The organism is Actinocorallia herbida (assembly GCF_003751225.1).
Classification (GTDB): domain Bacteria; phylum Actinomycetota; class Actinomycetes; order Streptosporangiales; family Streptosporangiaceae; genus Actinocorallia; species Actinocorallia herbida.
On sequence record NZ_RJKE01000001.1, the window covers coordinates 3348299 to 3366844 of the forward strand.

An 18546-nucleotide genomic window follows, 5' to 3' on the forward strand; every position below is an offset into this window, starting at 1 on the left:
AACGGAGAACCCGTGCTCGACGAGTACCCGCGGCCGCAGCTGGCCCGCGACGGCCATCTGAACCTGAACGGCAGGTGGGACTACGCGATCACCGCGGCGGACGCCGCGGAGCCCGTGGAGTACGACGGCGAGATCGTCGTGCCCTACTCGCCGGAGGCCGAACTGTCGGGCGTCGGGCGTACGCTGCTGCCGGACCAGGCGCTCTGGTACCGGCGCACGCTGGAGCCACCCGAGGGCTTCTTGAAGGACCGGGTGCTGCTGCACTTCGGCGCGGTGGACCAGAGCTGCGAGGTACTGCTCAACGGGGTCGCGGTGGGCGGCCACGTGGGGGGTTACCTGCCGTTCGCGCTGGACGTCACCGAGGCGCTGACGCAGGGGGAGAACACCCTCGTGGTGAAGGTCCGGGACATCTCGGATGCCGCCCATCACTCGCGGGGCAAGCAGCGCGGCAAGCACGGCGGGATCTGGTACACCCCGCAGTCGGGCATCTGGCAGACGGTCTGGGCGGAGTCCGTACCGACGGCACATGTCCGGGATCTGGTGATCGTTCCGCAGCTGGCGGAGGGGTGCGTGGAGATCACCGTGTGCGCGGAGCGGGCCGAAGGGCTTCCCGCCCGCGTGGACGTGCTGCGCGACGGGGTCGTCATCGCCGGTGCGGAGGCCGTGCCCGGGGAGCCGGTGCGGCTGCCCGTCGCGGACGTGCGGCCGTGGACGCCCGAGGATCCGTTCCTGTACGACCTCGAGGTCCACCTGGGCGACGACCGAGTGCGCTCCTACTTCGGGATGCGGTCGTTCGGGGTCGGCCCGGACGCTTCCGGGCTGCCCAGGCTGCTGCTCAACGGGCGGCCGTACTTCCACGCCGGGGTGCTCGATCAGGGCTACTGGGAGGGCGGCCTGTACACGCCGCCGTCCGACGCGGCGATGGCGCGCGACATCCAGGCCATGAAGGACCTCGGCTTCACCATGCTGCGCAAGCACGCCAAGATCGAGCCGCTGCGCTGGTACCACCACTGCGACCGGCTCGGCATGCTGGTCTGGCAGGACATGGTCAACGGCGGTGAGGGCTACCGGCCGGCGGTCGTGACGGTCCCGGCCGTCGCCCCGTTCGTCCGGTTGCGCGACAGCGGGGCCCGTGCGCTCCGCCGTTTCGGCCGTGCCGACGCCGAGGGGCGCGCGGAGTTCGAGCGGGAGCTGCGGGACACCGTCGAGCACCTGCGCAACGTGGTCGGCCTCGCCGTCTGGGTGCCGTTCAACGAGGGCTGGGGCCAGTTCGACGCGGCCCGGATCGCCGCCGACCTCGCCGCGCTCGACCCGACCCGGACCGTCGACCACGCCAGCGGCTGGCACGACCAGGGCGGCGGCGACCTCCACAGCCTGCACGTCTACTTCCGCCGCTTCCGCGTGCCCGCCCGCCGCGCCCGGCTCCCTCGCCGGGACACCCGGGTGCTCGCCCTGACCGAGTACGGCGGCTACAGCCTGCCCGTCGAAGGGCACCGCAGCAGCGCCCGTCTCTTCGGCTACCGCCGCTACACCTCCCCCGACGCCCTGACCCGCGCCTTCGTCCGCCTCCACGAACAACAGATCATCCCGGCCATCCCGCACGGCCTGAGCGCCACCGTCTACACCCAGCTCAGTGACGTCCAGGACGAGATGAACGGCCTCCTCACCCAGGACCGCGAGGTCACCAAACTCGACGCGGAAGCCGTCCGCGCCGTCACCTCCCGCCTTCGCTACGAGTGACCCGAGGGCCGGGAAGGAAGGGCGGGGGCGTGGTGTTGGGCATGCCATGACGATCGAGGCGTGCGGGCATGAGGACTGCGGGATCCGGGATGTGCTGGACCGGTTGGGGGATCGGTGGTCGGTACTGGTCATCGTGACGCTGGCGCAGGAGCCGCGGCGCTTCCGGGAGCTGCAGAGGGCCGTCACGGGGATCTCCACGCGGATGCTGACGGTCACCACCCGCCGCCTCGTCCGCGATGGGCTCGCCACCCGGACCGTCTACGCGACGGTGCCGCCGCAGGTCGAGTACCGGCTGACGGACATGGGGCTCAGCCTCGCCGCCGCGATCGCCGCGCTGTCCGACTGGTCCCGCACCCACAAGTCCGCGATCTCCGACGCCCGCGCGGCCTTCGACGCGGCCGAAGCGCCCCGGCAGGCCCTGGCGCGCTGACGCCGGGGCCGCACGGGACGTCGGGTCAGCGGGCCGCCAGGGCGGCGCGGACCAGGGCGTGCGCGGAGACCGGCGCGCGGTCGAGGAGCGCGGCGAGGTCGCCGGGGGCGGTCGACTCCAGGAGGCCGGAGCGGATGGTGTTGAACATCGAGACCGTGTGGCCCACCTGGTAGGGGAGCAGCGGGGTGGCGGTGAGGAAGGCGCGCAGGTCGGCGGTGCTCAGCGAGCGGTAGGCGACGGGGCGGGCCACCGACTCGGCGAGGAGTTCGGCGAGGTCGGCGCCCCCGATCGGCGCGGGCCCGTCGAGTTCGTAGGTGCGGCCCGCGTGCCGGACCGGGACGCCCGCGTCGAGGTCCTGTGACGCCTCGGCGGCCACCCGGACGGCGACCTCGGCAAGATCCTCGCGGGCAGCGAGGGAGACGCGCCCGGTGCCGAGCGGGGCGGTGTACTCGCCCGTCGCGGCGGCGGTCTCGGCGGCGGACGTCGCCCAGTCGACGGCGAGTTCCGCGTACAGGCCGTTGCGCAGGACCGTCGTGGTGAACGGGGCCTCGGCCAGCCTCCGCTCGGTCCAGCGGTGCGGGAGCGCGATGCTCAGGCGGTCGGCCGCGCCGACGAGGCTGGTGTAGACGACGTGCCGGACCCCGGCCCGCGCGGCCGCGTCGACGAGGGCCCCGTGCCGGTCGAAGACCACGTCGTCCTCGGCGTATCCGGCGGAGACGAACACCAGCACGTCGACGCCGGAGAGCGCGGCGGGGAGTGTCGCGGGGTCGTCGAAGTCCACTCGCCGGTCGGCGTCCGAGCGGCTTCCCGAGACCGCCGTCACGTCCGCGAGCCGCGCGAGCCCGCCGTGGACGAGCCCGCCGAGCGCTCCGGAAACACCGGTGACCAAGATCATGATTTCTCCTCAGGTTCGGCTTCGAGCCTCGCGCGCGGGCCGTTCGCCCTGGAAGAGGGCACTTCCGCGGCGCCTGGGCACACCGCGGTAACCCCCCAGGTCCACGCCCTGCCCGCCCCCGCGCGCATGACGGCCCTCACACCGCGTCCGACGGACGTGCGGGAGAGTTCACAGAATCTTGACTCCTCTGACGGTGATGGTTCGGTCATACGTGTGACGATGGCCGGGTTCCGACCCCCTTCGAAGGAGACCGCGTTGCCCACCCAGCACCGTCCCCGCTCGATCCGGATCACCCTGTCCGCCGCCGTCGTCGCCGGGGCCAGCGCCCTGAGCGGCGTCGTGGCCGTCACCCCCGCGCACGCGGCGGTGTACAGCACCTGCACCCTGTCCACCTGCGCCGCCGCGCGCACCGCCCGCGCGAACTGGTCCGCCAAGGGCTTCCCGACCACGGCGGGCTGGTACTCCTGGCCCGACGGCAAGTACAACTACACCGGCGGCCGGCACTACAACCGCGAAGGCCAGCTCCCGACCAACGCGACCTACTATGAGTACGACGTGTACAGCCGCGCGCAGGGCGCCGCCCGCGACGCCTACCGCATCGTGGTCAACCGCAGCACCGGCGCCACCTGGTTCACGCCCAATCACTACACCGACTTCTACAAGCTGTAGGCCGCCGATGACGTCCGCCGACCGCCCGCTGCCCGCGTGGCTCACCGTCACCACCGCCGCGCCCGCCGCGGCCGGGACCCTCGACGGACGCGCCTGCTGTACCCGCGCGGCCTTCTTCACCGAGGCCGCGCGGGCCCTGCCCCTTCCGCCGTACTTCGGCCGCAACTGGGACGCCCTCTACGACTCCCTCCGCGACCTCACCCCTCGCGCGTTGACCGTCACCGACGCCGAGCACCTGCTCGCCGACGAGCCCCCGGCCCAGTTCGCCGCGCTTCTCGCCCTCCTCGGCGACGCCCGTTGCACGGTCACCCTCGTCACCCCCGCCCCGGCGGCCCTCGAAACCCGTCTCCTGGCCGCCCTCTGACCCCCGAGGCCACCGGTCCGGTGCCGGGCTCCCCGGCGAAGCCGGTCCCTCCCAAGAGCCCGTCATCGGTCCCTTGGGCACAGCCCGGTGGCGGGCTCCCGGCGTGGCCGGGTTCCCGAAGAGTTCGTCCTCGGGTTCATGGGTGCCGCCCGGTGGTGGGCTCTCCGGCATAGCCGGGTTCTCGAGGGGCCGTCATCGGGCCTAGTGAGCAGGGTCCGGTGGTGGGCTCTCGGGCGTAGCCGGGTCCCTGAAGAGTTCGTCCTCGGGTTCATGGGTGCCGCCCGGTGGTGGGTTTCCCGGCGTAGCCGGGTTCTTCGACAGGCCGCTACCGGGCCCGTGGGCGCGGTCCGGGTTCGTGAGGGGTCCGGAGACCCCATAGGGGAGCAGGGCCGTGCGGATCCCGTCGAGGTCCTCTTCGCGCAGGCCCAGCGCGCGCAGCGCGGCGGGCTCGCAGGCTGCGAGCTCGCGCGCGGTGTAGAGCCGCGCGCGCCAGATCCTGTTGAAGACGCGGACCGGGAGGTCGAGGCGTTCGACGTGGGTGTCGCCGAGCGGGTCGAGAGAGTGCTCCGAGACCATGCGCCGATCCTGCCACGGCGCGCCGCGGCCGTCCTGTCAGTCGTTGGTCGGGAAGGCCAGGGCGAGGCCGGTCGACGGGTTCGTCGCCGGGTCGGGCCAGCGTGAGGTGACGACCTTGGCGCGGGTGAAGAAGCGGACGCCCTCCATGCCGTGCGCGTGGGTGTCGCCGAAGAGGGAGGACTTCCAGCCGCCGAACGAGTAGTAGGCGGTGGGGACCGGAACCGGCACGTTGATGCCGATCATCCCGGCGTGCACCTCGAACTCGAAGCGCCGGGCCGCCCCGCCGTCGCGGGTGAACAGCACCGCGCCGTTGCCGTACTGATTGGCGTTGACGAGGGAGATGGCCTCCTCGTAGGTGCCGACGCGCAGGACGCCGAGCACCGGGCCGAAGATCTCGTCGGTGTAGACGGTCATGTCCGTGGTGACCTGGTCGAAGAGGGTCGGGCCGAGCCAGAAGCCGTCGGGCCGGTCGGCGACGCGCAGGTCCCGGCCGTCGATGACCAGCTTCGCCCCGGCCGCCACGCCCGCGTCGACGTACGCGGAGACCTTGTCGCGGTGCTCGCGGGTGACGAGCGGGCCCATGTCGCAGCCGAGGGTGCCGTCGCCCACCCGCAGGGTGCCGACCCGCTCGACGATCCCGGCTATGACGTCGTCGGCGATCGGCCCCACCGCGACGAGCACGCTGACCGCCATGCAGCGTTCGCCCGCCGAGCCGAAGGCCGCGTTGACGGCGGCGTCGGCGACGAGGCCGAGGTCGGCGTCCGGCAGCACGACCATGTGGTTCTTCGCGCCGCCGAGCGACTGGACGCGCTTCCCGGCGGCCGAAGCCCGCTCGTTGACGTACCGGGCGATCGGGGTGGAGCCGACGAAGCTCACGGACTGCACGTCGGGCGAGTCGAGCAGCGCGTCGACCGCCTCCTTGTCTCCCTGGAGCACGTTGAAGACGCCGTCGGGCAGCCCCGCCTCCTGCCACAGCCGGGCGATCCACAGCGACGCGCCGGGATCCTTCTCGCTGGGCTTGAGCACCACGGTGTTGCCCGTCGCGATCGCGATCGGGAAGAACCACATCGGCACCATGGCGGGGAAGTTGAAGGGGCTGATGACGGCCACGACGCCGAGCGGCTGCCGCTTGGAGTGGGTGTCGACGCCCGTCGACACCTGCTCGGAGAACTCGCCCTTGACCAGGTGCGGGATCCCGCACGCGAACTCCACGACCTCGAGCCCGCGGCTGACCTCGCCGACCGCGTCGTCCAGGACCTTGCCGTGCTCGGCGGTGATGATCGCGGCGAGTTCCTCCTTGCGCTCGTCGAGGAGGTCGCGGAAGCGGAAGAGCACCTTGGCGCGCTTGGCGAGGGACGTCGAGGCCCAGCCCGGCACCGCGCGCTTCGCCGAGGCGATGACGGCCCGTGCGTCGGCGTCGCTCGCCAGCCTGACCTTCCCGGAGACGGCGCCGGTGGCGGGGTCGGTGACGTCCGCGGTCCGGGGCGAGCCGCCGGAGAAGGGTGCGTTGTCCAGCCAGTGCTCGGTGATGTGCTCGGTCATGCGGCTCATGCTGGGGCGATCCGGCACCGCGCACAACCGACACTGTGTCAAGCCGGAGGGACGGCGCTGGAACATGTTGTCAAGCCGTCAGCCGTGGAAGGTGAGGTACAGCAGCACCGTGTTCAGCGCGATCACCAGCGCGGCGACGCAGCTCGCGGCCACCGTCGTGCCCCATTTGTTGACGTGCTCCCCCATGACGTCCCGCCGGCTGGTGAGCATGACGAGCGGGACGAGCGCGAAGGGGATGCCGAGCGAGAGCACGACCTGGGAGAGCACGAGGGTCGCGCTCGGCTCGGCGCCCAGCGCCAGCACGACGACCGCGGGCACCACGCTCACGATCCGCCGGGCGAGCAGCGGGACGCGGCGGTGCAGCAGCCCGCGCATCACCTCGGCCCCGGCGGCGCTGCCGACGGACGTCGAGGCGAGCCCGGAGCCCAGCAGCGAGACCGCGAACAGCAGCGCGACGCCCGCGCCCAGCTCCGAGGTGATCACCTCGTGGACGCCCTGCAGCGTGCCCGTGCCCGGCGCACCGTGCAGGTTCGCCGCCGCGACGACGAGCAGTGACAGGTTGAGCACTCCGGCGCCGAGCAGCGCCGCGACCACGTCGAGCCGCGTCGCCGCGAGGAGGGCCGGGATCGAGAGCCCCGCGCCGCGCCGGTCCAGCCGGGTGACGGTCAGGCTCGAATGGAGGTAGATGACGTGCGGCATGACGGTGGCCCCGATGATGCCGGACGCGAGCAGCACGCTCTCGTTCCCGGCGAAGGTCGGGACGAGTCCGCGGGCGAGCTCTCCGGGATCGGGCGGCCCGACGAACAGCCCCGCGACGAACCCGACCGCGATGAGCGCGAGGAACCCCATGATCACGCGCTCCAGCGCGCTCTGCCCGCGTTTGTCCCCGACGCGCAGGACGGCGAGGGAGACCACGGCCGTCAGGACCGCGCCGAGCACGAGCGGAAGGTCGAAGAGCAGCCACAGCGCGATGGCGCCGCCGACGACCTCGGCGAGGTCGGTGGCGATGACGACGGCCTCGGCCTGGAGCCAGTAGAGGATCCTGGCCGGCCGGGGGAGCCGGCGGCCCAGTTCGCCCGCGAGGGAGTGCCCGGTGACGAGGCCGAGTTTGGCCGAGAGGTACTGGACGAGGACCGCCATCGCGTTCGCGAGCACGACGACCCAGACGAGGGTGTAGCCGTACTTCGCGCCCGCGGTGACGTTCGTGGCGACGTTCCCGGGGTCCACGTACGCGACCGCGGCGATGAAGGCGGGCCCGAGCAGGATGGCGGGGCGCGGCCGTGTTCCCATGAGCATGGCGACACCCTAGCCCGTGACCAACTATTTGCTCCATATTCGGGAGTGGGATACGTTCGTGGAGTGCCTACCGCAGTGATCCGGGTGATCGTCGACGCCGAAGGCGCGCTGACCCGAGCAGAGTACGAAGCGGGAATCGGGCGGCTCGCCGCCCTCGACCTCGAGGTCATCGCCGCCCCCGGCGCGCGCCTCGCCGACCGCCGCCGCGAGATCGAGTTCATCGCGGAAGACCTCGACCAGGGCCGCTCGGCCCAGGACTACGCGGACCTGTGCGTGTCCGCCTTCGGCCTCCCCGCCGAACTCGGCGTCACCACGTACATCAGCCGCGGCACCGACGACGACGCCCTCGGCGTGCTGAACCGCTTCGGCGTCGTCGCCGACGTCACCCGCAGCTACACCGACGACGACGAGCTGGTGACGGTCACCATCGCCCGCGCCGAAAGCCGCCGGGTCCCCGAAAGCCGCCTCCACACCGCCCTGGAGGCCGCCCTCAACTGCGAAGTCCGCATCCGCTTCGCCTGACCCCGCCCCCGAACCCCCGACCTCGCCGGAACGTTCCGGCTCAAGACGGCCGGATCGGGATGGACGCGCTCGGACGCCGTGTCCGCCGCATTCGGCTCCGGGCGGCCTCTTCCGGGCGGCGCTCTCAGCGGCGGGGGGTGAGGAAGCCGCGGAGGAGGGAGCCGCGGAGGAAGGCATGGGTCCGGGGGGCGCTGGTGCGGCCGAAGTCCTGGTAGGGGAGCCAGACGACGGCGCGGACGTGCGGGCCCAGCTGGCCCGGGTCGCTGATGGGGCGGACCGACCGGTCCGCGATGCCCTGGGTGAGCAGCCGCTCCAGGAGGCGGAAGCGATTCTGGGTCTGCTCGAAGTACTCCTGGAAGGGGGCGCTGGGGGCGCGGAGGCCGCGGGAGCTGAACTTCACGATGTCCGACTCCTGGCGGAAGCGGCGCTTTCCGTGCACGAAGACCAGCGCGAACGCGTCGACCGAGGCGGCGACCGAGGTACCGGTCGTCAGGACGCTGCGCAGCGCCAGGTCCATGCTCGAGGTGTAGCCGCCGAGCACCTCCTTGAGGAGCTCCTCCTTGGAGTCCACCCTGCGGTAGAGCGTGCCCATCCGCACCTCCGCGGCCTCGGCCACGTCGCGGATGGTGGTGGCGCTGTAGCCGCGTCGGGCGAACTCGGCGCGGGCCGCGGCGATGATGTCCTCCCGGGTGCCCGACCCGGTGGGCTCGTGCAGGGCCGGCCACTCGGCCATCGCCGCGCGGGCCGCATGCATCGCCGCGGAGTCGTCCAGGGTCCGGTCGTCGGGGCAGTCGGTGACCAGCCCTTCGAGCAGGAGGTCGCAGGTCTGCCGCGCGATGTGCACGGCGTCGGCCTGGGACGGCACGTTCAGCGCCGCGTTGAGCGTGAGGTGGTGCAGGGCGAAGCGCAGCAGCCCGAGATCGCGGGCGCGCGCCTCCGACGCGGGGACCAGGCCCTCGGTGGCCCGCTTCCACACCTTCTCCAGCGCGGGCGCCTGGAGCTTGAGCGCGGTGCGGAAGCGCTCGGTCGCCACGCTCGGCGCCTCGTAGGAGTAGAGGCGCAGGGCGGCGCGGCTGCGGATGGACAGCTCCGTCACCTCGCGGGCGACGTACCTGAGCCGTTCCTCCGGCCCGCCGTCGATCGAGGTCAGCCGCCGCGACGTCTTCGCCGCCAGCGCGCTCAGCTCCTGGTCCAGCTCCGTGAGGATCTCGACCGCGATCTCCTCTTTCGCCGCGAAATGGTGGTAGAGGCTGCCGGGCAGGATCCCCACCGCGTTGGCGATGTCGGTCATGGTGGTCGCCGAGTACCCGGAGACGGCGAAAAGGCGCGCGGCCACCCTGCGGATCTCGTCGGTCCGCTGGCGCGAGACCGGGGATGCGGCGGCGTCGACCAAGCGAGACGACGTAGTCACGGAACCAAGTATGCCCCCTCGGCGACGCGTGGTGACACCCGATCCGGTCGGTCGCGACCAAACGTCCGATCGGATCAACTATTTGGTCCGCCCTCTATCGGAGTGCCAGGTCCCGGGGCCATACTCGGAAGATCCGGAGCTCGATGAACGTGGAAGGGAGCGCCAAGTGCGCGAGGGTGCGGCGGTTCTCGCCGACGTCGGCGGCGGCGGTCCGCGACGGTCGGGGACGGGGACGAGACCGGCAGACGGCCTCGGATCCCTCACCATCGCCGACTTCCTCGCGCTGCCCCTGACGGGCGAGGGACTGCCCGCGGTCCTCGCGGGCGCCGACGGGCTCGGCCGGAGCATCCGGTGGGTGCACGTGCTCGAACTCGCCGACACCGAGGGCCTGCTCCAGGGCGGCGAGCTGATCCTCACCACGGGCATCGCGCTGCCCCAGGAGCGCGCCGAGATCAGGGCCTACATCGACGGGCTCGTCGCCCAGCGCGTCGCCGGGCTGGTGATCGAGCTGGGCCGCCGCTACGCGGAGGTGCCGCCGGTGATGGTCCGCGCCTGCGAGCGCAGGGGCCTGCCGCTCGTCGCGCTACGGCGCGAGGTCCCGTTCGTCAGGCTGACCGAGGCGGTCCACTCCGCGCTCATCGACGGCCAGCGCGAGCTGCTCCAGCGGACCGCCGCCGCGCACGAGCGCTTCACCGCGCTGACCCTCGCCGAGGCCCCCGCCGAGGAGCTGGTGCGCGCGGCGGCGGAGCTGGCCGGGGGGCAGGTCGTGTTCACCGACCGCCTGCACCGCCTCCTCGCGCTGGACGCCCGCGACGGCTCCGCGGAACTGCTGCTCGGCCGGTGGCGCCGCCGCACCCGCACCCTCGCGCCCGCCGTGGGCGCGGAGGCGGACGCCGAGAGCTGCTCGGCCACGGCTCCGGTCCAGGCGCGCGGGCGCGGCTGGGGCAGGCTCACCCTGTTCACCGCGCACCCGCCCGGTCCCGCACAGCTCATGGTCCTGGAGCGCGCCGCCGCCGCCCTGGCGATCCGGCTGCTGATCGAGGGCGAGGACGAACTCGTCGCCAACGCGCGCCGGTCGGTGCTCGCCGACATCATCGCCGCGCGGCACGGCTCGCCGGAGGCGGTGCACGCCCGCGCCGAGGCGCTCGGGCACCCCACCCGCGACCGCACCTACCTCCCGCTCGTGGTGCTCGGCGCCGGCGCGGACCTGACCGAGCCGGTGCGCGGCGCGCTGGCCGACACCCGCCTCCACGCCCTGCACGGCCCGTTCGTCGCGGACCGCTGGGGCGTCCTCCTGCTGCTCCGCGACGATCAGTCCGACGAGCACGTCGACGCGTTCGCGCGCGGCCTCCACGCGAGGTGCGCCGACCTCGGCCTGCCCCCGGTGACGATCGCGGCAGGGGGCGCGGTGACCGACTTCCCCGGTGTGCGTCCCGCGTTCGGCGAGGCCGCCGACGTCGTGCTCGCCGCCAGGGCGGGCGGGCCGCACAGCAAGCCGCGTTCCTGCCACCGCATCCAGGACATCCGGCTCCGAGGGCTGCTCTACACCCTGCGCGACGACCCGCGGCTCCAGGCGTTCGCCGAACGCACCCTGGGCCCGCTGCTCCTCCGCGACGCCCGGGACGGTGGCGGCCTCGTCCGCACGCTCGCCGCCTACCTCGGCCTCCGCGGCAACAAGTCCCTCGCGGCCCAGGAACTCGGCATCTCGCGCCCGACGCTGTACGAGCGCCTGGCCCGGATCCAGCGCCTGCTCCAACTGGACCTCGACGACCCGGAGGCGGCCACCTCGCTCCACGCGGCGATCATGCTGATCGAGACGCGCGCCGCGGGCCCGTCCGAGGATCCGGTCTTCGCTTCCTGACACCCGACGACTTCCCGGTACCCGACGACAAGGAGAAGGAATGGCAGAGATAGAGGTCAACGGCGGCATCGTCGTCTACGACCTGATCGGGCCCGAGGACGGAGAGGTCCTCACCGTCACCCCCGGCGGCAGGTTCAGCAAGGACTACCCCGGGGTGCGCCCGTTCGCCGAGGCGCTGGCCGACCGCGGCAAACGCGTCCTGATCTGGGACCGGCCGAACACCGGCGCGTCCGACGTCCAGCTGTACGGCAGGTCCGAGTCGCACATGCGGGCCGAGACCCTGGCGGGCATCGTCACGCGGCTCGGCCTCGGGCCCGTGGTCGTGCTCGGCGGCTCCGGCGGCGCCCGTGACTCGATCGTCTTCGCGATCGAGTACCCGGAGCTGGTCCGCAAGCTCCTGGTCTGGTCGATCGTGGGCGGCGCGTTCAGCTCGATGAGCCTCGCCAGCGTCTACGTGCTCGACGAGATCAGGACGATCCGGCGCGGCGGCATCGACGGCATCCTCGCCCTCAAGGGCAAGGCCGGCAGCTGGTCCGACCTCGTGCGGGCCAACCCGCGCAACCTCCAACGCCTGCGGGACCTCGGCGCGGCGGAGTTCGAGCGGGTCATGTGGCGGTGGTTCGAGGCGTACGTCCCCAAGGCGACCGAGGCGATCCCCGGCGTGGCCGACCACGAGATCCGCGGCATCGACGTGCCGACCCTCATCGTGCGCGGCGGCGAGGCCGACATCGACCACCCCAAGCGCACGTCCTTCGAGGTGCACGCGCTGATCCGGGGCTCGCGGCTGATCGAGCCGCCGTGGCCGGAGGACGCCTGGGAGCGCGCGCAGGAGGCGCGCGACGCGGGCAAGGGCGGCATCTTCGACCCCTGGTTGAAGGCCGTGCCGACCTTCCTGGACTTCATCGACGAGCCCGTGGAGCCCGCCGAGGGGGCCGCGCCGTGACCGGTGTCGGGCCGTCCGGGGGTCTTCCCGTGGCGACCCGCTTGAGCCATACTGGCGGAGCAATAATTTGGTCCACTGAGGAAGATGACCGAGATGAATGAGGCAGCCATGACCACTGCGGCGGGCCACCCGAAGGTCGACGCCAGCGTCCACCCGTTCTTCAGATCGGACGCCGACCTCCGCGAGTACCTCGGCGAGCCGTGGGCCAGCCGGGGCTTCCCGACCCCGGACGTCACGTTCACCGCGCCGCTCGGCAACCGCTACGCGCCCGGCACCAAGCCCGAGGACGGCGCCCACCCCGGCTCCGATCCCGACCAGACCGGGCGGGCCGTCTTCGACGAGCGCGGCTTCGACTACGCGATCCTGCACCCGATGACGGTCGGCATGCTGCCGGACTGGCACCTGGAGTCGGCGATCCTCGAGGCCGCGAATCGGATGCTGGTCGAGCGCTGGCTGGACTCCGACACCTATGGCGGCCGGTACTTCGGGACGATCCGCGTCAACCCGAACGACCTGGACTCCGCGGTCAAGGAGATCCAGCGCTGGAAGGAGCACCCCCGGGTCGTCCAGATCGGCCTGCCGATGCAGACGCAGGCCCCGTACGGCCGCCCGCACTACAAGCCGCTGTGGCGCGCCGCGTGCGACGCGGGCCTGCCGGTCGCGATCCACTGGGAGATGGGCCAGGGCATCACCCACCCGCCGACGCCCTCGGGACCGGCCCGCACGTACCAGCAGCTCGTCGGATTCCAGCCGCTGACGTTCGTCTACCACCTGATGAACATGATCGCCGAGGGCGTGTTCGAGGAGTTCCCCGACCTCAAGGTCGTCTTCGCCGACGGTTCGGCCGACATGCTCACGCCGATGATCTGGCGGATGGACACCTTCGGCCGGCCGCACCTGGAGCAGACGCCCTGGGCGCCCAAGATGCCCAGCGACTACCTGCCGGGGCGCGTCCACTTCGTCAACGGGCTGCTCGACACCCCCGGCGACGTCCCCTTCGCCGCGGAGTGGCTCCGCATGACCGGCAAGGAGGACATGCTCATGTTCGGCTCCAGCTATCCGGACTGGCAGCTCGCGACGGTCGAGTCCCTGCCGTCCGGCTGGACCGCCGAGCAGCGCGAGAAGGTCCTGTGGCGCAACGCCGCCGACCTCTACCGGCTCCCCGTTCCCGCGACCGCCTGACCGCGTTCCCCCACGAGAACACAACAAGAGAGGGCAGACCATGACGCAGATGGACATCCGCCAACTGAGCAGCAGTGAGATGTCGCCCGTGCGGGTCGTCGACTGCGACGTCCACCCGTACCCGCGCCGCGGCGTGATGCACCAGTTCCTCGACCCCAAGTTCGTCAAGGAGCAGCGGCTCCGGGCCGAGGGCGCCAACAACGGCATCTTCTACGACGCCCCCGACTTCAACTTCGCCAAGGCGATGCGCGTCGACTCCTTCCCCAGCGACGGCGAGTTCGCCTGCACCGACCCGCACATGGCGTTCCGCCAGCTCGTGCTGGACTCCGGCTCCGACGTCGTCATGCTGGGCCCGACCTCGGGCGGCATCGGCGACACCGACGAGGAGGTCTCCGCGATGGCCGCGGCGACCAACCTGTGGCAGGAGGCGTGCTGGCTCGACCCCGAGAACAACTGGCACGGCCGCTACTTCGGCTCGATCTGCGCCAACATCTCCGAGCCCGACGTCGCCGCCCGCGAGATCGAGAAGTGGGCCGGGCACGAGAAGTACAAGCAGGTCCTGATCCACGCCGAGCCGCGCCCGGCCTGGGGTCACCCGAAGTACGACCCGGTGTGGGCCGCCGCGGTCAAGCACGGCATCCCCGTCGCCTGCCACCTCGGCCGCGGCAAGCACAACCTGCTGCCGATGAGCCCGGTCGGCTTCATGTCCTACAACCACGACTTCATGGTCACGTACTCGATGCTCGCCGCGAACCAGATCATGAGCCTGGTCTTCGACGGCGTCTTCGAGCGGTTCCCGACCCTCCAGATCGTCTTCATCGAGCACGCCTTCTCCTGGATCCTGCCGCTGATGTGGCGGATGGACGCGATCCACGCGGCCCGCGGCAACGAGCTCGGCCTGTCCAAGAAGCCGTCGCAGTACGTCAAGGACAACATCTGGTTCACCACCCAGCCCCTCGACTACCCCGAGGACAAACTGGAGCTCACCAACGCGCTGGAGTGGATGGAGGCGGACAAGATCATGCTGTTCTCGTCCGACTACCCGCACTGGACGTTCGACGAGCCGCGCTGGCTGGCCAAGCACCTGCCCGAGCCGATGCGCGACGCGGTGATGTACCAGAACGCCGTCGACCTGTTCAGGCTGCCGAGCCGTCTCCCCGCGCTCGCCGGGCAGGTCAGGGCGTACTGATGACCGACGGAACACGGCCCCGGCTGGCCCGGGGCCGGGAGCACATCGTCGCCACCGTCGACGAGATCGAGCCGGGGGACCACAGGGTCTTCCCGATCGGCAGGTACGGCGTGGGCGTCTACAACGTCAACGGCAGGTTCTACGCGATCGCGAACTACTGCCCGCACGAGGGCGGCCCGCTGTGCGTCGGCCGGACCAAGGGCCAGACCGTCGCGGACCCCGACCGTCCGGGCGGGGCGAAGGAGATCCGCGAGGGCGAGTTCATCTACTGCCCCTGGCACCAGTGGGGTTTCGAGCTCGCGACCGGGACGACCGCGGTCAAACCGGAATGGAGCATCCGCACCTACCCCGTGCGGGTGGAAGACGACAAGGTCATCGTGACGGCATGACGACGACAGCTGACATGACTCTCGGCATCGCGACGGCGGTCTACCCGGGAGCCGAACCCCGGCTGCTCGGGACCGCCGGGCGCGAGGACGTCCAGGCGTATCTCGCGCGCGGCGGCTACGCGCCGCTGCGCGACCCCGAGGCGCTGCTCGGGGCGGTCGAACGGGCGGGGCTGCGCGGCCGCGGCGGCGCGGCCTTCCCGTTCGCCAGGAAGGTCCGCGCCGTGCGCGCGGGCGTCGCGGCCCCCGTGCTGGTCGCCAACGGGGAGGAGGGCGAACCCGCCTCCGTCAAGGACCGCTGGCTGATGCGGCACCGCCCCCACCTCGTCCTCGACGGGGTCCGCCTCGCGGCCGCGCTCGTCGGGGCTCAGGACGTCTACCTCTACGTCTCCGACGCGGCGAGCGCGGAGAGCCTGGCCGAGGCCCTCGCCGCCTTCCCCGCCGAGGGGTGGAACGAGATCGCGATCCGGATCCACCGCGTCGAGCCCGCCTACGTCGCGGGGGAGGAGACGGCCGCGGTCCGGTCCATCGAGGGCGGCCCCGCGCTGCCGCAGGACAAGCCCCCGCGCCCGTTCGAGTCCGGTGTCGGCGGCCGGCCGACCCTGGTGAGCAATGTCGAGACCCTGGCGAACCTCCCGGCCGTCCAGCGGCTCGGCGCGGACGCCTACCGGGCGCTCGGGACCGACGATTCCCCCGGAACGTTCCTGATGACCCTGTCGGGAACGTCGCGCGACGGACTCTACGAGATCCCCTTCGGCACCGGGCTCCGCGACGTGCTCGGCTGGCTGGGGGAGGACCCGGGAGGGGTCCGGGGAGCGCTGGTCGGCGGCTACTTCGCCGGCGTCATGAACGAGCGCGTCCTCGACCTGCCGCTCGCCTACGGCGCGTTCGCCGAGGCGGGCAGCGGCCTGGGCTGCGGCGGCATCGCGGTCATCGGCGACCGGGGCTGCCCGGTGGCCGTCGCGGCGGCCGTCATGGACTACTTCGCGCGGGAGAACGCGGGCCAGTGCGGCTCGTGCTTCAACGGCACCTCGGCGATGGCCGCCGTGCTCGACGCGCTGCGGGACCACCGGGCCGTGGCGGCCGACCTCGAGCGGCTGCGCCACTGGGCGACCGACCTGCGCGGCCGGGGCGCCTGCGGCACCCTCGACGGCGCCACCAACGTCGCCGCGTCCCTGCTCAGGGAGTTCCCGAAGCAGGTCGACGGCCATCTCGACGGAGCATGCGGCACCTGCCCGGAGGCCGCCGCCGCGCTCGGCGACGCCCCCTACGCGGTGGTCGCGCACAAGGAGGGGGAGACATGAGGATCAAGCTGGACAGGACGGTCTGCGACGGGTTCGGCGCCTGCGCCGTGCACGCCCCCGACCTCTTCGACATGGACGACTGGGGCTACCCGACGCTCAGGGGCGGCAACGACATCGCCCCCGAGGACGAGGCGGCCGCCCGGCGGGCGCTCCTCGACTGCCCCGCCCACGCGATCATCGACCTGGACGACCGCGTCCCGCTGCTCGCGGGCGGGGAGGCGGCGGTCGCGCGCACCTCCCGGCCGGGATCTTCCGCCGAATAACGGTCGCGCCATAAGCACCCTTGTCCCCAGGTGTGATCTGGGTCTACGTTGAGATCACCCGAATGAGAGCAAATATTTGGTCTCATCGGGATAGACCCCCTCACCTGGTCATCCACCCCGAACGAGAGGAGTGCCGGCACATGACGGTGACCGATCCGCGGCACGCGCGGGACATCGAGTCGGCTCTGGCACCGGGTCCGAACGGCCCCGAAGTCAACGCGAAGATCCCCTTCCCCATGAACGGCTGGCTGCGGGTCCCCGCCGACCGCTACCACTCGCGTGAGTTCTTCGAGCTGGAGAAGGAGAAGCTCTGGCCTCACGTCTGGCAGATGGCCGCCCGCGAGGAGGAGATCCCGCACCCCGGCGACTTCGTCGAGTACGAGATCGTCGGCCAGTCGCTGCTGATCGTCCGCCAGCAGGACGGCTCGGTGAAGGCGCTGCACAACGCCTGCCGGCACCGGGCGACCGAGCTGGGCAGCGGCTGCGGCCGCTTCCCCGGCGGCCAGATCGTGTGCCCGTTCCACGGCTGGCGCTGGAAGATCGACGGCTCGATCTCCCACGTGTTCGGCCGGGAGGGCTTCGACGCGGAGACCGTCCGCCCGGAGGACATCGCGCTGCGTGAGGCCCGGTGCGACACCTGGGGCGGCCACGTCTGGGTCAACCTCGACCTCGACGCCCCGCCGCTGCTCGAAGCGCTCTTCCCCGCCGCGAACATCCTGCAGCGCAACGGCGTCCAGCGGATGCGCGCCAAGTGGTGGAAGGAGACCATCCTCAACTGCAACTGGAAGCTCGCTCAGGAGGCGTTCTTCGAGGGCTGGCACGTCAAGCAGACGCACCCGCAGCTCTACACCTACAAGGACGGCGCCGACAGCGAGACCAACCTGCAGAACACGGTCTACACGCCGTTCGTCAACGGCCACGGCAGGTTCCAGAGCGGCGACGCCAAGGAGGGCTACGGCGGCAAGCCGGACTTCCTCCAGGCGGCCAGGCTCAACTGGTCCGGCCAGGACGCGATGACGCTGGAACGCGACATCACGGTCTTCGAGAGCGTCGCGGGCGGCATGGACACCAGCGACCCGGCGTACATCGCCAAGGCCTTCGACGCGCTGTACGACTTCTGGGAAGGGGCCGGGATCCCGGCGCCCGACCGCACGCCCGAGGTGCTCAAGATGTGGGGTGGGGACATCCACCTGTTCCCCAACTACCTGATGCTGCCGATGTACGCCAACAGCCTCGCCTACCGGGTCCGTCCGTACAACGACGACCCCGACTGGTGCAGGTTCGAGGTGTGGTCGCTGACCACCTACCCCGAGGGCGAGGACCGCGGCCGGCTCGAGCTGTCGGGCCGCTTCGACAAGGACGACACCGACAACTGGGGCCTGATCCCGCGCCAGGACTTCGCCAACCTCGAGCGGATGCAGCGCGGCATCAAGAACCGGTCGCTGAAGGAGATCCGGCTGTCGGAGAAATGGGAGGCCACCATCGCCAACATGCACCAGGAACTCGACCGCAGGCTCGCGGCCGGCTCCTGAGCGGCACCGGACGACGGAAGGAGGCGCGCGATGCCGTGGGTCAGGATCCAGCCCTCGGGCACCGAGTTCGAGGTCTTCGACGGCGAGGCGGTGGCCGAGGCGGCTTGGCGTCAGGGCCACGGCTGGCCCACCCAGTGCTGGGGGCAGGCCGACTGCATGTCCTGCTTCACCCGGATCCTCGACGGCGAACTGTGCGCGCTCCCGGCCGAGCAGGACGAGCTCGACGCCGTCAGCCTGAAGATGAGCCCCCAGCTACGGAGCAATCATTTGATTCGGCTGGGGTGCAGGCTGCGCTGCGTCGGGGACGGACTCGTCCTGGAGAAGCAGGGATTCCGCCCCGCCGACCGCACCGGCGAAGACACCGCGGACCCCGCCGGACCGCCTCCCCCCAGCCCGGGCGCCGAAGCCCGGGCCGAACCAGGAAGAACATGA

The 18546-nt window shown here is 71.9% G+C and carries 19 protein-coding genes; 14 read left to right on the forward strand and 5 right to left on the reverse strand.

Annotated elements, in window-relative coordinates:
• Window positions 1-12: 12 nt before the first annotated feature.
• Both EDD29_RS15655 and EDD29_RS15660 read left to right on the forward strand, forming a co-directional pair.
• The gene (locus EDD29_RS15655) at window positions 13-1740 is read left to right on the forward strand and encodes a glycoside hydrolase family 2 protein (protein WP_246052793.1); all 1728 of its coding nucleotides are present in this window, start codon (window positions 13-15) and stop codon (window positions 1738-1740) included.
• Between the two features lie 46 nt (window positions 1741-1786).
• Window positions 1787-2170, forward strand: coding sequence for a winged helix-turn-helix transcriptional regulator (locus tag EDD29_RS15660; RefSeq protein WP_123665116.1), 384 nt, complete (start codon window positions 1787-1789; stop codon window positions 2168-2170).
• Window positions 2171-2195: 25 nt separating this feature from the next.
• On the opposite strand, the gene EDD29_RS15665 is transcribed toward EDD29_RS15660, so the two are convergent.
• Window positions 2196-3065: an NmrA family NAD(P)-binding protein gene (locus EDD29_RS15665; RefSeq protein WP_123665117.1), complete on the reverse strand. Its 870-nt coding sequence runs from the start codon at window positions 3063-3065 to the stop codon at window positions 2196-2198.
• A 255-nt stretch (window positions 3066-3320) separates the two neighbouring features.
• Between EDD29_RS15665 and EDD29_RS15670 the strand changes: the two genes are divergently transcribed.
• On the forward strand, window positions 3321-3734 hold the full coding sequence (locus EDD29_RS15670; protein WP_211359737.1) for a ribonuclease domain-containing protein: 414 nt from the start codon (window positions 3321-3323) through the stop codon (window positions 3732-3734).
• Between the two features lie 7 nt (window positions 3735-3741).
• The gene (locus EDD29_RS15675; protein ID WP_123665118.1) at window positions 3742-4098 is read left to right on the forward strand and encodes a barstar family protein; all 357 of its coding nucleotides are present in this window, start codon (window positions 3742-3744) and stop codon (window positions 4096-4098) included.
• Between the two features lie 201 nt (window positions 4099-4299).
• On the opposite strand, the gene EDD29_RS15680 is transcribed toward EDD29_RS15675, so the two are convergent.
• The 3 genes from EDD29_RS15680 to EDD29_RS15690 all read right to left on the reverse strand — a co-directional run bounded on the left by EDD29_RS15680 (window position 4300) and on the right by EDD29_RS15690 (window position 7521).
• Window positions 4300-4674 (reverse strand): hypothetical protein, encoded by a 375-nt coding sequence (locus EDD29_RS15680; RefSeq protein WP_123665119.1) that lies wholly within the window; start codon window positions 4672-4674, stop codon window positions 4300-4302.
• A 36-nt stretch (window positions 4675-4710) separates the two neighbouring features.
• Complete coding sequence (locus tag EDD29_RS15685; RefSeq protein WP_123665120.1) at window positions 4711-6216, reverse strand: CoA-acylating methylmalonate-semialdehyde dehydrogenase; 1506 nt, start codon at window positions 6214-6216, stop codon at window positions 4711-4713.
• Between the two features lie 87 nt (window positions 6217-6303).
• On the reverse strand, window positions 6304-7521 hold the full coding sequence (locus tag EDD29_RS15690) for an Nramp family divalent metal transporter (RefSeq protein ID WP_123665121.1): 1218 nt from the start codon (window positions 7519-7521) through the stop codon (window positions 6304-6306).
• A 63-nt stretch (window positions 7522-7584) separates the two neighbouring features.
• Here EDD29_RS15690 and EDD29_RS15695 point away from each other — a divergent pair, with 63 nt between their 5' ends.
• Complete coding sequence (locus tag EDD29_RS15695; RefSeq protein WP_123665122.1) at window positions 7585-8043, forward strand: hypothetical protein; 459 nt, start codon at window positions 7585-7587, stop codon at window positions 8041-8043.
• 124 nt (window positions 8044-8167) lie between these two features.
• Here EDD29_RS15695 and EDD29_RS15700 read toward each other — a convergent pair whose 3' ends face one another.
• On the reverse strand, window positions 8168-9454 hold the full coding sequence (locus EDD29_RS15700) for a TetR/AcrR family transcriptional regulator (RefSeq protein ID WP_170201422.1): 1287 nt from the start codon (window positions 9452-9454) through the stop codon (window positions 8168-8170).
• 166 nt (window positions 9455-9620) lie between these two features.
• Here EDD29_RS15700 and EDD29_RS15705 point away from each other — a divergent pair, with 166 nt between their 5' ends.
• From EDD29_RS15705 to EDD29_RS15745, 9 genes are all read left to right on the forward strand, one after another.
• Window positions 9621-11315 (forward strand): PucR family transcriptional regulator, encoded by a 1695-nt coding sequence (locus tag EDD29_RS15705; protein WP_170201423.1) that lies wholly within the window; start codon window positions 9621-9623, stop codon window positions 11313-11315.
• Window positions 11316-11355: 40 nt separating this feature from the next.
• Window positions 11356-12258: an alpha/beta fold hydrolase gene (locus tag EDD29_RS15710; protein WP_123665124.1), complete on the forward strand. Its 903-nt coding sequence runs from the start codon at window positions 11356-11358 to the stop codon at window positions 12256-12258.
• 108 nt (window positions 12259-12366) lie between these two features.
• Window positions 12367-13440 carry an amidohydrolase family protein gene (locus EDD29_RS15715; protein WP_123665125.1) on the forward strand — a complete coding sequence of 358 codons (1074 nt, stop codon included), beginning with the start codon at window positions 12367-12369 and terminating at the stop codon, window positions 13438-13440.
• Window positions 13441-13480: 40 nt separating this feature from the next.
• Window positions 13481-14629 carry an amidohydrolase family protein gene (locus tag EDD29_RS15720; protein WP_123665126.1) on the forward strand — a complete coding sequence of 383 codons (1149 nt, stop codon included), beginning with the start codon at window positions 13481-13483 and terminating at the stop codon, window positions 14627-14629.
• Entirely contained in the window at window positions 14629-15018 is a 390-nt protein-coding gene (locus EDD29_RS15725) for a Rieske (2Fe-2S) protein (RefSeq protein ID WP_123665127.1), read from the forward strand. Before EDD29_RS15720 ends, EDD29_RS15725 begins: the two co-directional genes overlap by 1 nt.
• A complete protein-coding gene (locus EDD29_RS15730) occupies window positions 15015-16319 on the forward strand; it encodes an NADH-ubiquinone oxidoreductase-F iron-sulfur binding region domain-containing protein (RefSeq protein ID WP_123665128.1) in 1305 nt (434 codons plus the stop codon). Before EDD29_RS15725 ends, EDD29_RS15730 begins: the two co-directional genes overlap by 4 nt.
• Window positions 16316-16582, forward strand: a complete 267-nt coding sequence (locus EDD29_RS15735; RefSeq protein ID WP_123665129.1) for a ferredoxin — start codon at window positions 16316-16318, stop codon at window positions 16580-16582. Before EDD29_RS15730 ends, EDD29_RS15735 begins: the two co-directional genes overlap by 4 nt.
• A 140-nt stretch (window positions 16583-16722) precedes the next feature.
• Window positions 16723-18114, forward strand: a complete 1392-nt coding sequence (locus EDD29_RS15740) for an aromatic ring-hydroxylating oxygenase subunit alpha (RefSeq protein WP_123665130.1) — start codon at window positions 16723-16725, stop codon at window positions 18112-18114.
• Between the two features lie 30 nt (window positions 18115-18144).
• Complete coding sequence (locus EDD29_RS15745; RefSeq protein WP_123665131.1) at window positions 18145-18546, forward strand: 2Fe-2S iron-sulfur cluster-binding protein; 402 nt, start codon at window positions 18145-18147, stop codon at window positions 18544-18546.

What these genes read in the sequence shown, in the direction of transcription:
- EDD29_RS15660 (WP_123665116.1), top strand. Translation starts at nt 1,787, where the DNA reads ATGACGATCGAGGCGTGCGGGCATGAGGACTGCGGGATCCGGGATGTG.
- EDD29_RS15665 (WP_123665117.1), bottom strand. Translation starts at nt 3,065, where the DNA reads ATGATCTTGGTCACCGGTGTTTCCGGAGCGCTCGGCGGGCTCGTCCAC.
- EDD29_RS15675 (WP_123665118.1), top strand. Translation starts at nt 3,742, where the DNA reads ATGACGTCCGCCGACCGCCCGCTGCCCGCGTGGCTCACCGTCACCACC.
- EDD29_RS15680 (WP_123665119.1), bottom strand. Translation starts at nt 4,674, where the DNA reads ATGGTCTCGGAGCACTCTCTCGACCCGCTCGGCGACACCCACGTCGAA.
- EDD29_RS15685 (WP_123665120.1), bottom strand. Translation starts at nt 6,216, where the DNA reads ATGACCGAGCACATCACCGAGCACTGGCTGGACAACGCACCCTTCTCC.
- EDD29_RS15690 (WP_123665121.1), bottom strand. Translation starts at nt 7,521, where the DNA reads ATGCTCATGGGAACACGGCCGCGCCCCGCCATCCTGCTCGGGCCCGCC.
- EDD29_RS15710 (WP_123665124.1), top strand. Translation starts at nt 11,356, where the DNA reads ATGGCAGAGATAGAGGTCAACGGCGGCATCGTCGTCTACGACCTGATC.
- EDD29_RS15715 (WP_123665125.1), top strand. Translation starts at nt 12,367, where the DNA reads ATGACCACTGCGGCGGGCCACCCGAAGGTCGACGCCAGCGTCCACCCG.
- EDD29_RS15720 (WP_123665126.1), top strand. Translation starts at nt 13,481, where the DNA reads ATGACGCAGATGGACATCCGCCAACTGAGCAGCAGTGAGATGTCGCCC.
- EDD29_RS15725 (WP_123665127.1), top strand. Translation starts at nt 14,629, where the DNA reads ATGACCGACGGAACACGGCCCCGGCTGGCCCGGGGCCGGGAGCACATC.
- EDD29_RS15730 (WP_123665128.1), top strand. Translation starts at nt 15,015, where the DNA reads ATGACGACGACAGCTGACATGACTCTCGGCATCGCGACGGCGGTCTAC.
- EDD29_RS15735 (WP_123665129.1), top strand. Translation starts at nt 16,316, where the DNA reads ATGAGGATCAAGCTGGACAGGACGGTCTGCGACGGGTTCGGCGCCTGC.
- EDD29_RS15740 (WP_123665130.1), top strand. Translation starts at nt 16,723, where the DNA reads ATGACGGTGACCGATCCGCGGCACGCGCGGGACATCGAGTCGGCTCTG.
- EDD29_RS15745 (WP_123665131.1), top strand. Translation starts at nt 18,145, where the DNA reads ATGCCGTGGGTCAGGATCCAGCCCTCGGGCACCGAGTTCGAGGTCTTC.